13 protein-coding genes and 2 tRNA genes are annotated in these 13,297 nt (G+C 42.6%); 12 read left to right on the top strand and 3 right to left on the bottom strand.

All coding sequences use genetic code 11. From position 1 onward, the window contains the following. Positions 1 to 6: 6 nt before the first annotated feature. The 5 genes from ACTVAI_RS08545 to ACTVAI_RS08525 all read left to right on the top strand — a co-directional run bounded on the left by ACTVAI_RS08545 (position 7) and on the right by ACTVAI_RS08525 (position 5,874). Positions 7 to 1,386 (top strand): M20/M25/M40 family metallo-hydrolase, encoded by a 1,380-nt coding sequence (locus ACTVAI_RS08545; RefSeq protein ID WP_443486397.1) that lies wholly within the window; start codon positions 7 to 9, stop codon positions 1,384 to 1,386. A gap of 21 nt (positions 1,387 to 1,407) precedes the next feature. Then, positions 1,408 to 2,505 (top strand): ABC transporter ATP-binding protein, encoded by a 1,098-nt coding sequence (locus tag ACTVAI_RS08540; RefSeq protein WP_443473571.1) that lies wholly within the window; start codon positions 1,408 to 1,410, stop codon positions 2,503 to 2,505. Further along, complete coding sequence (locus ACTVAI_RS08535; RefSeq protein ID WP_443473570.1) at positions 2,462 to 3,457, top strand: ABC transporter ATP-binding protein; 996 nt, start codon at positions 2,462 to 2,464, stop codon at positions 3,455 to 3,457. Before ACTVAI_RS08540 ends, ACTVAI_RS08535 begins: the two co-directional genes overlap by 44 nt. Continuing rightward, positions 3,445 to 4,662: a M20 metallopeptidase family protein gene (locus ACTVAI_RS08530; protein ID WP_443473569.1), complete on the top strand. Its 1,218-nt coding sequence runs from the start codon at positions 3,445 to 3,447 to the stop codon at positions 4,660 to 4,662. The genes ACTVAI_RS08535 and ACTVAI_RS08530 overlap by 13 nt, the downstream gene beginning before the upstream one ends. A 114-nt stretch (positions 4,663 to 4,776) precedes the next feature. Continuing rightward, positions 4,777 to 5,874: an NADH-dependent flavin oxidoreductase gene (locus ACTVAI_RS08525; protein WP_443486411.1), complete on the top strand. Its 1,098-nt coding sequence runs from the start codon at positions 4,777 to 4,779 to the stop codon at positions 5,872 to 5,874. A gap of 48 nt (positions 5,875 to 5,922) precedes the next feature. Here the strand turns inward: ACTVAI_RS08525 and ACTVAI_RS08520 are convergent, their stop codons facing one another. Continuing rightward, positions 5,923 to 6,120, bottom strand: a complete 198-nt coding sequence (locus ACTVAI_RS08520) for a hypothetical protein (RefSeq protein WP_443473568.1) — start codon at positions 6,118 to 6,120, stop codon at positions 5,923 to 5,925. A gap of 96 nt (positions 6,121 to 6,216) precedes the next feature. After that, a complete protein-coding gene (locus ACTVAI_RS08515; RefSeq protein ID WP_443486396.1) occupies positions 6,217 to 7,416 on the bottom strand; it encodes a hypothetical protein in 1,200 nt (399 codons plus the stop codon). A 180-nt stretch (positions 7,417 to 7,596) separates the two neighbouring features. Here ACTVAI_RS08515 and ACTVAI_RS08510 point away from each other — a divergent pair, with 180 nt between their 5' ends. After that, a complete protein-coding gene (locus ACTVAI_RS08510; RefSeq protein ID WP_443473566.1) occupies positions 7,597 to 8,793 on the top strand; it encodes a M20 metallopeptidase family protein in 1,197 nt (398 codons plus the stop codon). A 122-nt stretch (positions 8,794 to 8,915) separates the two neighbouring features. Then, positions 8,916 to 9,527: a TVP38/TMEM64 family protein gene (locus tag ACTVAI_RS08505; RefSeq protein WP_443486395.1), complete on the top strand. Its 612-nt coding sequence runs from the start codon at positions 8,916 to 8,918 to the stop codon at positions 9,525 to 9,527. Here ACTVAI_RS08505 and ACTVAI_RS08500 read toward each other — a convergent pair whose 3' ends face one another. Further along, positions 9,528 to 10,112 carry an ECF transporter S component gene (locus ACTVAI_RS08500; protein ID WP_443473564.1) on the bottom strand — a complete coding sequence of 195 codons (585 nt, stop codon included), beginning with the start codon at positions 10,110 to 10,112 and terminating at the stop codon, positions 9,528 to 9,530. It lies immediately after the preceding gene. A 122-nt stretch (positions 10,113 to 10,234) separates the two neighbouring features. Here ACTVAI_RS08500 and ACTVAI_RS08495 point away from each other — a divergent pair, with 122 nt between their 5' ends. From ACTVAI_RS08495 to ACTVAI_RS08475, 5 genes are all read left to right on the top strand, one after another. Beyond that, positions 10,235 to 10,516: a phasin family protein gene (locus ACTVAI_RS08495; RefSeq protein ID WP_443473595.1), complete on the top strand. Its 282-nt coding sequence runs from the start codon at positions 10,235 to 10,237 to the stop codon at positions 10,514 to 10,516. 24 nt (positions 10,517 to 10,540) lie between these two features. Further along, on the top strand, positions 10,541 to 12,130 hold the full coding sequence (locus ACTVAI_RS08490) for an ABC1 kinase family protein (RefSeq protein WP_443486394.1): 1,590 nt from the start codon (positions 10,541 to 10,543) through the stop codon (positions 12,128 to 12,130). Positions 12,131 to 12,218: 88 nt separating this feature from the next. Then, positions 12,219 to 12,302: transfer RNA gene (locus ACTVAI_RS08485), tRNA-Tyr, on the top strand. Between the two features lies 1 nt (position 12,303). After that, a tRNA-Gln gene (locus ACTVAI_RS08480) sits at positions 12,304 to 12,374 on the top strand. A gap of 242 nt (positions 12,375 to 12,616) precedes the next feature. Continuing rightward, positions 12,617 to 13,249: an FMN-dependent NADH-azoreductase gene (locus tag ACTVAI_RS08475; RefSeq protein ID WP_443473562.1), complete on the top strand. Its 633-nt coding sequence runs from the start codon at positions 12,617 to 12,619 to the stop codon at positions 13,247 to 13,249. Positions 13,250 to 13,297: the final 48 nt, after the last annotated feature.

The raw sequence follows: 13,297 nt of genomic DNA, 5'->3' as shown, positions 1-13,297 counted from the left end.
AGAAGCATGACAAGAACCTATCAAACAACAGCTATTGAATCGGCTCAGGAAATGGCCCATAAAAGAATGGAAGAATTTGAAGACTATTTACGTCTGGAGTCTGTTTCAACAGCAAACAGACAAATTCCCGAAACAGTTGCCTACGTGAAAGCATTAATCGAAAAAACGGGGGGAGAAGTCCAAGTCCTGGATGACTTGGGCGGAAATCCAGTTATATATGGCTTCTTCGCTGCTTCACCTCAAGGGAATAGTGAACGGACGCTTCTTTTCTACAATCATTACGACGTTCAACCGCCCGAACCACTTGAAGAATGGCTAACAGAGCCTTTTGAACCAACTGTTAGCGATGGCGTCCTTTATGCGCGTGGTGTATCTGATAACAAAGCCAACTTCATGGCCCGCTTAAATGCTCTTTCAGTACTGAGAGAAGCAGGCGGCTTTCCTTGCAACGTGAAATTTTTATTGGAAGGAGAAGAAGAAATCGGCAGCCCCAATTTGGGAAGGTATATTGAAAAGTATGCGGATTTATTCAAAGCAGATGCATGTATTTGGGAAGCGGGATCCAAAGATAAGTACGAAAACTATGTCGTGAGTGCCGGTATGAAAGGCATCGCCTACTTTGATTTAGAAGTAGATACAGCAAGTATTGATATCCACTCTTCCATGGCAGCGATTGTGGATAATCCAGCATGGCGTTTGATTCACGCTTTGGAATCAATGAAAAACAGTAATAATGAAATCGTGGTTGAGGGCTTCCATGATGGTATCCAGCCATTATCAGAAAAAGATAAATTAGCCGCAGCCACCCTGCCTTTCGAACCTGACCAGGTTGTCGAACAATACGGATTGACCGGTAAATTCATTACTGATGGCACAGATGTAACTCCGACAGAAGCGTTGGCGTTCTATCCAACAATGACCGTATGTGGCTTCTCCAGTGGCTACACGGGACCGGGCATTAAAACGGTTTTACCACGTTCGGCTAAAGCGAAACTGGATTGCCGACTTGTACCGGGGCAAAGTCCTGAAAAAGTTCGCGACAGTGTTCGTCGCCATCTGGATGAAAAAGGTTTTGAAGATGTCCGTTTAACGATGATTGCGGCAGAAGGGGCCCAACGTACCTCAGTCGAAGATCCGTTTATCCAGACAGTGGTTCAAACTGCGCAAACAGTTTATGGTGATAAAAATCCGGTCATCGTTTCGCCAAGCATGGCGGGAACAGGACCGAGTGAATTGTTTGAAAAATATTTGCACCTACCGATCGCAGGTGTTGGTGCAGGTTGGGCCCATTCAGGCGCACATGCCCCAAATGAAAATATTCGTTTGGAAGATTTTTACGAAAATATTGCACATATGGTGACCTTGATGGAAGTGTTTGGCAGTTAGAGAGAAGGAATAGGTGAGGATATGCATAAAAAGCTTTTGGAAGTAAAGAATCTGGAAATAGGATTTCGTACATATGCGGGGGAGGTTCAAGCGGTCAGAGGTGTTAACTTTGATTTGTACAAAGGAGAAACATTAGCGATTGTGGGTGAATCTGGATCAGGAAAATCGGTCTCTACGCAAGCAATCATGGGTTTGTTGGATAAGAAAAATACGATGATTAAAAATGGCGAAATACTCTATTTAGGACAAGATTTACTTAAGTTGAGCGACACAAAAATGCAGGACATCCGGGGAAAAGAAATAGCAACGATATTCCAAGATCCTATGACATCTTTGAATCCGACCATGACTGTCGGCAAACAAATTGCTGAATCGATTATCCAACACCAACGGACCTCTAAGGAGGAGGCTTTGGAAAAAGCCAAAGAGCTTCTCGAAATGGTTGGGGTGAAGGACTTTGAAAATCGGATGCATCACTATCCGCATCAATTTTCCGGTGGGATGCGGCAACGGGTCATGATAGCAATCGCCCTGGCCTGTAAGCCTAAAATCTTGATTGCCGATGAACCGACGACTGCATTGGATGTGACAATACAAGCGCAAATTTTGGAACTCATGAATGATTTGAAAGATAAAATTGATACATCCATTATTTTTATAACTCATGATTTGGGTGTTGTAGCCAATATGGCGGACCGCGTAGCTGTTATGTATGCGGGTAAAATCGTGGAGTGTGGCACAGTGGACGAAATTTTTTATAATCCTCAACATCCGTATACATGGGGCTTATTGGCATCCATGCCGACGATTGAAAATGTCGATAACGCTCTTTATTCCATTCCAGGGACACCGCCAAACATGCTCAATCCACCAATAGGGGATGCGTTTGCGGAAAGGAATGTTTATGCATTGGCGATTGATTTCAAGGAAGAACCACCTGTTTTTCCTGTTTCCAAAACCCATTTCGCGGCAACGTGGCTTCTGCATCCAGAGGCGCCGGCAGTAACACCACCTGCGGAAATTGTACGTCGCTATAAACTATATCAAGATAACCTAAAAGGAGGGACGAACGTTCATGGCACAAACAAAGAAAAAGTTGCTGGAAGTCAGCAACCTTAATCAGTTTTTCAACGCAGGAAAACCCAATGAAGTAAGAGCAGTGAATGATTTGTCCTTTTTTATTTATGAAGGTGAAACGTTTGGTCTGGTGGGTGAATCCGGATCGGGCAAATCGACGACCGGGAAGCTGGTTTCCAAACTTCAGGAAGCCACTTCCGGTGCCATCAAATTTGATGGCACCGACATCAGCTCGGTAAAAAAACGGCGCGAACTTCAAGCATTCCGCAAATCTGTTCAGATGGTCTTTCAAGATCCTTATGCATCATTAAATCCCCGTAAAACGGTTATGGAAATTATTGGTGGCGGACTTGAAGTGCATGGCTTGGTAAAAACACAAGCTGAAAAACAAGCGAAGGTTTTTGAACTACTTGAGCTAGTGGGTTTGAACCCCGAATACGCAACGCGCTATCCACGTGAGTTTTCTGGCGGCCAGTGCCAACGGGTGGGGATTGCCCGAGCTTTAGCGGTTGATCCCTCGTTTATTATTGCAGATGAGGCAATATCGGCACTGGATGTTTCCATCCAGGCCCAGATTGTTAATCTTCTTATCAAACTGAAAGAAGAACGTAATCTGACCTATCTTTTCATCGCACATGATTTGTCGATGGTAAAGTACATCAGTGACCGTATCGGTGTGATGAATGGCGGCCGGTTGCTGGAAGTTGCACCGGCAGATGCTCTTTATACAACGCCTTTGCATCCATACACGGAATCTCTCTTGTCGGCTGTTCCGCTTCCTGACCCAGTTAAGGAGCGCCAGCGCCGACGTATTGCTTACGACGAAACATTCCACCAATATGAGAACGAAAGCGACGTTGGACTGTATGAAATTGCACCGGAACATTACGTCTATTGCAAGAAACAGGAAATTCCTTTTTTAAGAAAAAAACACGAGAAAATGACTGCGCAAGCGCGAGCTTTCGAGAAAGAAGGTAAGGCATGGAACATGTAAAAATGACAGCAACAAATACTTACGAACGTTGGGCAGAAGAATTGGAGGAGAATTATACGGAAACGGTGGCGATGAGACGCCATTTGCATCAGCATCCGGAACCTTCCTTTGAAGAAAAAGAAACGGCGGCTTATATTGTCAATAAATTACGTTCTTTTGGCATTACGGATATTCAGGAGAATGTTGGCAATGGCTATGGAATCGTGGCAAAAATCGTTGGTGCTTATCCAGGCCCGACCCTTGCCTTCCGAGCGGACTTTGATGCACTTCGTATCCATGAAGAAAATGATGTGCCTTATAAGTCCCAAAATCCAGGCGTCATGCATGCTTGTGGCCACGATTCCCATACGGCAACGTTATTGAGTGTGGCGCAAGTACTAGCCAAATCTGCTGACGAATTACATGGTAATGTCGTTTTAATTCATCAAAATGCCGAGGAAGTTTTGCCAGGAGGGGCCAAAAGCATGGTCGAAGCCGGTGCAATGGATGGTGTTGATTATGTATTTGGTCAACATATTCAATCGTTACTGGAAGCAGAAACGATTGGCTATACACCAGGATATGCCATGGCGGCAGCTGATTTTTTCAATATTTCCATTCAAGGAAAAGGTGGACATGGCGCTTATCCGCATGAGACTGTCGATTCCGTCATTATTGCTACAAAATTAGTGGATGCCTTGCAAACTTTGGTAAGTCGGGCTGTTAATCCGTTGCATCCAGCGGTTGTTACTGTTTCAACTGTCCAAGCGGGGGGTGAAGCGAATAATATTATCGCGGATACTGCTTTGATCAAGGGAACGATCCGGACTTATCATGAAGAAGCGCGTGAAACGATTCGTAAAGAGATGGCTGTCATGGCGGATAGCATTGCTTCCATGTATCATGGAACAAGTGAGTTAACGTATGTTCGTGGTTATGATGCCGTGTATAATCATCCGGAAGAAACCTCCCGTTTTGTGGAATTGATGAAACAAAAATTTGGTGAGGAACGCGTCGTTGAACGTGAGCCTTCGATGGGCGGTGAAGATTTTGGCTATTTCACGAAAGTTCGTCCAGGAACTTTCTTCAATGTGGGTGCTTTCAATCCTGAATACGATGCAACTTTTCCGCACCATCATCCCCGTTTTAACATCGATGAAAAAGCGATGCTGGTTGCAGGTAAGGCCTTCCTGGCAATTGCAGATGATTATTTAATTAAAGAATAAAAGTAACAGAGTCCATTGTGTTGGTGAATCGACATGATGGACTTTTTGCGTCGCGATATACTATGATAAATGGAAAGACGAAAAAAGGAAGCGATCAGAGTGAAGCAAAGAGATATGAGAATGTTTGAACCTTTTACATTTCCAAACGGGGTTACGATTGAGAACCGGATTATCATGGCGCCGATGACAACCAATTCATCCTTCGTGAACGGAATGTTGACAACGGACGAGCTAGCCTATTATAAACGTCGTACGAAAGGGTTGGGCGCCGTTATCACCTCCTGTGCCCAAGTAATGGAGAATGGCCGTTTTGCCGGCTCTTTAAGTGCAGCGTCCGATGAAATGATTCCGAGTCTGCGCAAACTTGCAGATACCATTCATCACAACGGTACGAAAGCGATATTGCAGATTTTTCACGTGGGAAGGATGGGATCTCGGGAAACATTGAAAGGGCTCCAAACCGTCAGTGCCAGTGCCGTTGCGCCTTTACGTGAAAATGCTGAAGAACCACGTGCTCTGGAAGAAGAAGAGGTTGAAGAAGTGGTAAACGCTTTTGGAGAAGCCACCAGACGAGCCATCGAGGCCGGGTTTGATGGTGTCGAGTTGCATGGCGCCAATACTTATTTAATCCAACAATTCTTCTCTCCTCATTCAAATAGAAGAGAGGATCAGTGGGGCGGAACGTTAGAAAAAAGGATGGCGTTTCCTCTTGCCGTAGTAGAAGTGGCAAAAAAAGCTATCACTAAGCATGCAACTAAACCATTTATTCTAGGCTACCGTATCTCACCAGAAGAATTAGAAGAGCCAGGTATTACGTTGGATGACACCATGCTATTATTAGATGAACTGGGCAAGACGGGATTGGATTATCTCCACGTTTCATTGGGGCATTATAATCAATCCTCTATGCGGGATAAGACGGATAAAACGGCTCTCCTTTCGAAAATAATTACACACATTGGCGACCGTATCCCAGTAATAGGGGTTGGACAAGTTAAGTCAGCGGAAGACATTAATCACGTATTGAAAATGGGTGCACCGTTAGTGGCTGTCGGGCGCCAATTGATTGTTGATCCGGATAGCGTGGAGAAAATCCGTAAAGGAAAAGAATTATTAGCCACTATTTCCGAAGAAAATCGCGAGGATTTAGTGATTCCCGATATGATGTGGGAATACCTGCATGGTCGTCCCGGATGGCTCCCCTTTGAATAAACAGAGAAACCGCCTTGCTCCAAGAAATTGGAGCAGGGCGGTTCAATTTTATTTGTCTTTATCTTCTTCATCTTTTTTTGCTAATTTGTCGGCCGCGTCGAGGTTAAAATGTTCAAAATCTTCCGGAACAACATCGGCTTCTTTTTCTTCTTCAGTCGGTTCTTTTTTTAAGTCTTCGTCATCAACCAGGGCATCGGGATGAAGAACGGGATTGACAATTTTAGGAATATCTTCTCTGTTTTGCATCTCTGCCACCTCCTTTTTCGCTCTATTTTCCCTAACTATAACATTATAAGAAAGCGTTTCCTAGCGAGATGGTCAGTAGAAGGGATTACGATTCTGTTACAGGCCTGCGATGATGGATGCAGCGATTCCAGCCAAAACGACAGAACCAATGGATACAGTGACGAATCCCGCCACCAGCATTTTAGGGAGAATGTGATTCCGGATGGCATCGCGCTCCTCGTCCGTTGTGCCGATAGCTTGGGTAACTTCCTGTGACACGATGAAAGTGCCCGGGAAGCCAAACAAGGCGGATATGCCGATTCCAAAACTCATCCACATGGACATTTTTAAAATTTTGCTTGCAACAAATGTGAAAAGCAGGATTCCGATAGAACCAAAACAAAGTGCCACCAAAATACTCGGCAAAAGACCAAAAACGATTTCTGGCGTGGCGGCTGCCAATGTGGACAGGATAACCGAAGTCAAAGCCGCCATTCCCAAGCCAAATGAATTACCTTTGACCAGAATGTTATTATCAAGGAATCCCAATTCACTGAAGACAATTCCCAGCAATAGGGCCATGATGTTTGCGTCCATCAAACGGAACCCGACACCATCATTTATCCAGGTGGCAACGTAAGCCGCGAGTAAAGCGATCAAGGCTGTCTTAGCCAGAAAATAGTTGCTTGACTCGTAAGCAGTAGGGGCTTGGGGGAACAGTTTTTTCTTTTCAACCTTTTCTTCGGTTGCTGTTTCAGCCTGCACGGGGGCAAAGCTTCCGGCAATGAATTGTTCCCGGACGATTGTTGCTTCTTTCTTCAAGAAAAAAGATGCCAACGGATAACCGACAAAACCTTGGACAACAACCAGTAAAGAGGCCAAAACAGCTAAGTCTTCACGTCCTAGGAAATTTGCGGCTTCAGCCATCTGGATTCCCGCAATCACACCCCCGGAAACAGGTGGTGCAGCAACCAATGCTGCTTCCAGCCCGATAATAGGAGACCCCAAAAGGACGATGCCGACCGAAACACCGACAATAGCTAACAAGGCAATAATGACCGTTTTCCATTGTTCTTTCAGTTGTTTAATATTCAACAGAGTTCCCATGTGCACCAATAGCATGGTAATCATGACCTGTCCTAATGCAAGCAAATTAGAATCAGCAAAAATCGTGGTCGGCAAGCCGGACCAAAAAGCAGTTATAAAGAATACAGAAGCGAAAAAGAGCATGGAAATGATACTTTTCGTCTTGACCGCCAGCATATCACCGATGGCGAAGACGACTAAAATGATTGTTAAAGCCAAAAGACTGTTCATGATTGAACCTCCAAATAAAAGTTGTGTATAAATGTTTCTTCTAATCTTATTATAATATAAGTAAATCGTCAATTTACATTAGCTTATGAAAAAGAAATAACCATTTGACATTTAAAAGGATTCGCTTTAATCTAAATTGGAGCATGATTAAAAAAAGGTTAAAAAGGGGTCATTAATCGTATGGTACAAAATGCTATTGAAACAACAATAAAAGAATTCCTTCACGAAAACGAGGAACTGATGATTGCTTTTCGCCGGGACTTACATCGTTTTCCGGAATTATCCTTTGAAGAAGTTGAAACGACTCGAAAAGTTGCTGAAAAATTGGATGCATGGGGTGTTAGCTACCGTCTGACCGAACCTACCGGATTGATTGCAGAAATCGTAGGCGGAAAACCAGGCAAAACAGTTGCCTTGCGTGCAGATATGGATGCATTATCCGTGCAAGAATTATCAGACGATTTAGAGTATCGTTCAACCACTGAAGGAAAAATGCATGCTTGCGGGCATGATGCACATACATCCATGTTATTGGCTGCTACTAAAGCTTTGAACAGTGTGAGAGAGCATATTCCGGGAACTGTTCGCTTGTTATTCCAACCAGCGGAAGAAATTGCTGAAGGTGCGAAAAAAATGATTGAGCAAGGAGCTATTGACGGTATTGATAATGTCTTTGGTATCCATATTTGGGCACAGGGACCAGCCGGGAAAGTTTCTTGTCCGGTAGGTCCATCGTTCGCAGCTGCTGATATTTTTAAGGTCCACTTTAAGGGCAAAGGGGGCCATGCTGCAACACCACATTTGACTATCGATGCAGCCGTGATTGCAGGGCAATTCATTACTGATGTTCAATCAATTGTTTCACGTAAAGTTGATCCATTGAAACCAGCTGTTGTCACAATCGGCAAAGCAACGATTGGACAACGATTCAATGTCATCGCGGAAGATGCTTATATGGAAGGAACAGTTCGGACTTTCCATAATGATATCCGTCAAACGATTGAAGATACATTGCGAGCATATGCAGTTGCTTTGGCGGAAGCGAACGGCGCAACGGTGGAGTTCGAGTACATTCGTATGACCGAACCAGTTGTTAACGAAGAAAGAACAGCGCATCTCGTTCAGAGAGTAGCGGAAGATGCTTTTGGAAGAAATAATTTATATTCAGAGCCACCAACAATGGGTGCAGAAGACTTTGGTTATTACATGGCTGAATGTACAGGGGCTTTTGCTTTAGTAGGTGCCGGAAACGAAGAAAAAGGCACGACTTGGCCACATCACCATGGGCGCTTCAATGTTGACGAAGAAGCTATGATAGTTGGTGCCGAATTATATGCCCAATATGCGTTAGCATATTTGAGCCAGGATGAATTTTAATAAGCAGATAAAAAAACCGACAGAGTTTCTGTCGGTTTTTTTAGTTTATGTAAATGGGACTTAAGGCGCAACCAATTCTGGTTTCAGTTGGTTATAATGAAAAAAGAAAGGGGTGAGCCAAGATGACAGAAAAACAGATTATTGAAACCAACCGCAATGTTATTCGCCTATTCATTGTAATGGGCATCCTTTTATCCGTTGGATTGGCTTACTATACCTATCAAATCGGCTATAATGAAATATTGTCCGGTACACAAGCCCTCATATTCAGAATGGGAATCTTGGGACCCATTATATTTATCCTCTTACAAATGTCCCAAGTAATCTATCCCATCGTGCCGGGAGGGATTATTCTCATTATCGCCCCTTTACTATTTGGTAATCTTTGGGGGTTTATCCTGAGTTTCATCGGTGTGACATTGGGGTCGATAGCCAACTTTTTCTTGGCCCGTCGGTTTGGAAAAACGTTTGTCCGCGCTTTTGTTCAAGAAGAAACCTATCAAAAATATTACGCCATTCTAACCAAAGGAAAACGATTTGATATTTTTCTGGGGGTCGCTTTTGCTTTTCCTGGCTTTCCGGATGATTTTTTATGCATGTTGGCTGGCATTACGGCGATGACTTTCAATCGGTTCATGAAAATTTACCTTTGGACTAAACCATTGACACTCTTTGTTTATGGCATCGGTGGGGCATCCATTACTGATTGGTTCATGCGTTACCTGGGACTATGATCAGCGTTTTACTTTCATCAATGCTTTGGCGATAATAGGTGCAATGATGGCAGAAGCGACAGCTTCGGCAATCCCGTTCGTAGCTACAACGGCAGCCAGGGCACCCATTAGATTAGCTGAGCTGATTCCCAAGGCCTCAGAGTATTGCTCTCCAAAAAGCAGGGCAATAAAACCGAGAACTAAAATTGTATTTGTAAGTGAACCAACGACAGCTCCAATAACCATACCGCGTTTTTCTTGCCCGCGTTTATTGAATTGTTGGAAAATCCATCCAGCAGTTAAACCAATCAGAATACGGGGAATAAGAGAAATCATGGGATTGGTAAATAATAATAAATCAAGTGGAGAAGTTGGTAAGGTATAGGCTTTTAACATACGTACCAATCCCCAAATCCCACCGACAATCATCCCATCTTTAATGCCCAAAACAAAAGAAGCAACGATAACCGTGATTTGAATAATGGTTGGATTAAGTGGTGGAATCGGAATATTTCCAAGAAACGGGACAAAATTTTGAATGATGATGATAGCTGATAAAATTCCTAAAATGGCGATTCGATAGGTTTTGTTTTTGCTTTCTTTCATGGTTTTATTCTCCTTTGAAATGTTCCTTATATTTTACCAGATTAACTACATGGCGCAAATGATATTTTAGTTATGGTAAAATAGAATTAGATTAAAAGTTTTTATAAAGGAGAGGGAAAATGATGGAAGAATTGAAGAAAATATTTCTAGCTGGTGTTGGCCTGACCTCTATGTCTGTGGAAAAAGCAGAGAAACTGATTAATGAAATGGTAGAAAAAGGGCGGGTAACCGTTCAAGAAGGAAAAGAGCTACAAAGTGAACTGACGCGAAAAGTCACTGACAAACGCCCTATTCAAAAGAGCGAACTAGCTGACCTGGGCTATGCGAAAAAAGAAGACCTTGACGAAGTACATGAAAAATTAGATGCTTTAAGTGCAAAATTGGAAGCGCTGTTGAATAAATAATGGAAATAGGCGGGGGAGAGAACAATGGCAGATGACAAACGCTTGCGGGAAATTGTGCGGGTCCTTTCAAATTACGGATTTCGTTTTGTTTACCACCATAAAGTTCAAAATCGGACAGATGCTGTTGAGATTGATGCAGTTAATTTGCGCAAAGCTTTTGAAAAATTGGGACCAAGCTTTATTAAAATCGGCCAAATTCTCTCTACCCGTCTAGATATTTTACCGCAAGCTTTTGTGGATGAATTGACGCTCTTGCAAGATCGTGCGCCAGAATTCCCATTTTCCGAGGTGGAACGCATTTTTCTTGAGGACACGGGACTGTCTTTGGGCGAAGTCTTTTTGCATTTGGATGAAAAACCGTTAGCGAGTGCCTCGATGGCCCAAGTCCATAAAGGAACGTTGCGAACGGGCGAAGTGGTTATTCTTAAAGTGCAACGCCCGGTTATCGATGAATTACTTATTCGGGATCTGGATATCTTGATTCGCTTGAGTGATTTAATTCCGAAAGGCATTGTCGATGTTATTGACCCCAAGGAAGCTTTCCAGCAAGTGAAAGATGCAACGATGATAGAACTCGATTTTCGTAATGAAGCAAAACTCTTGGTGGAGTTCCAGGAAAAGAATAAGAGTGTAGCTTGCGTGGCAGTGCCTAAAGTGTATGAAGGTTTGACCAGAAGAAGAGTTCTGGTCGAAGAATATATTGAAGGAACAAAGATAACCAATAAGGATGAATTGGAATTGCTTGGTTATGATATGGAAGATATCAGTCAAAAATTGATTCTTTCCTATTTAAAACAAATTTTTAAGGATGGCTATTTCCATGGCGATCCTCATCCGGGGAATATGATTATTAAAGACGGCAAAATCTATTTCATTGATTTCGGTATTATGGGGAAATTGAGTGAAACCTTAAGGCTAGAACTCAATCGTCTAATAGAAGCTTTGGCTTTACAGGATCTCGATATGATGGTCAAGTCTGCTTTGAAGATTGCAACGCCAAGTACGCCCATGGATAAACGTAAACTATACCGTGATTTGGAATACATCTTTGATGTTTATTTGACCTCAGATATGCAAAATGTGCGCATATCCGAAGCATTAATAGACTTCATTAAAATGTTTAAACGCCATAGCATGGTGATTCCCAGTGAGTTGACGATTTTAGCCAAGGCACTTTCAATCCTGGAAGGCGTTTATTTGGATTTGGCACCAGATTTGAATTTAATTCGGACCGCAAAAGAGTATTTGGCTGAAAACATTAATGTCTATACCTTACTAGAAAGATTTGAAAAAGAGAAGGTTTTAGGTAAAGGGTATACCGTCCTAAAAGACGTCAGTGAAATGCCGGAAAATATTTCTACGCTCCTGAAACAAATCATCAATGGTCGTTTGCGTTTGAATATCGATACGGATGATCTGGACGAAAAGTGGGCGGACGTAAAAAAAATGTCGAACCGGGTCGTCATGGCCATCATCATTGTAGGATTATTACTATCTTCCTCTTTCATGTCTTCTACAGAAGGCGGACAGTTGCTGGGGCAAACTGGTTTCGTCGTTTCAGGTTTGTTTGGTATTTGGCTTCTTTACTCGATATTCCGCTCGGGTAATTTGTAAATGAGAATATCATTAAAAATGGTTGAATATAATTGAAAAATATCCAGACCTATTTTAAGATGGATAAGTCCGTAATTTACGGATTAAGGGAAGGGTAGCGAAGTGGCTAAACGCGGCGGACTGTAAATCCGCTCCTTCGGGTTCGGCAGTTCGAATCTGCCCCCTTCCACCATTGGGCTATAGCCAAGCGGTAAGGCAACGGACTTTGACTCCGTCATCGTTGGTTCGAATCCAGCTAGCCCAGTTCAAAATCGAATAATAAGAATGAGTGCGGCGATGAGGAGATTCGAAAATCCTCATCGCCGCTTTTTTTGAGAAAATGCGGCGATGGCTAGCAAAATATTATCCGAACGCCACACTCCACGGTGTTTCTGTGATTAAATAATTCCAATTTGAAATTTCTTAATCCAGGCTATTGATAAAAGCTTGTGAATAATGTACTATACTAAAAGTAAGCGAAATTATTCCCCGGGAGGACAATACATTATGAACGTATTATTAATTAAAGCAAATGACCGTCCAGCAGCAGATAGTGTTTCAAGCCGTATGTATGAAACATTTTTAAATGAGGTACAAAATAAAGAAAACTTGAATGTACGTATTTATGATATTTTTGAAGAAGATATGCCTTATATCGGTCAAGACCTATTTAACGCTTTTGGTAAAGGCGCAATTGGTGGCCAATTAACCGAAACTGAAAAAGCTGTATTAGAAGCAAACAATAAAGCACGCGAAGCATTTACAGAAGCTGATGTTATCGTTATTGCATTCCCATTATGGAACTTAACAATTCCAGCACGTTTACAAACATTCATCGATTACGTATTTGCAGGTGGTTTCACTTTCAAATATGACGCTGAGGGCAACATGGTTCAACTACAACCGAACAAAAAAGTTATTTTATTAAACGCACGTGGTGGCATCTACTCTACAATAGAAACACAGGCGATGGACATGAGTGTAAACTACCTACGTAATGTATTTGGCGGAGTTTTTGGTCAAGAAATTATTGCTGAAGTCGTTATTGAAGGACATAACGCACAACCTGACAAAGCAGAAGAAATCATTGCTGAAGGTTTGGAACGCGTTAAAGAAGCAGCTCAACTTTTATCTAAATAATCAAAAGGCAAGCCCGTTAATTTACGAGGCTTGCCTTTTTTCACTTAT

This window comes from Jeotgalibaca sp. A127, from assembly GCF_052266745.1.
Classification (GTDB): domain Bacteria; phylum Bacillota; class Bacilli; order Lactobacillales; family Aerococcaceae; genus Jeotgalibaca.
This window is presented reverse-complemented; position numbering and strand designations above follow the sequence as displayed.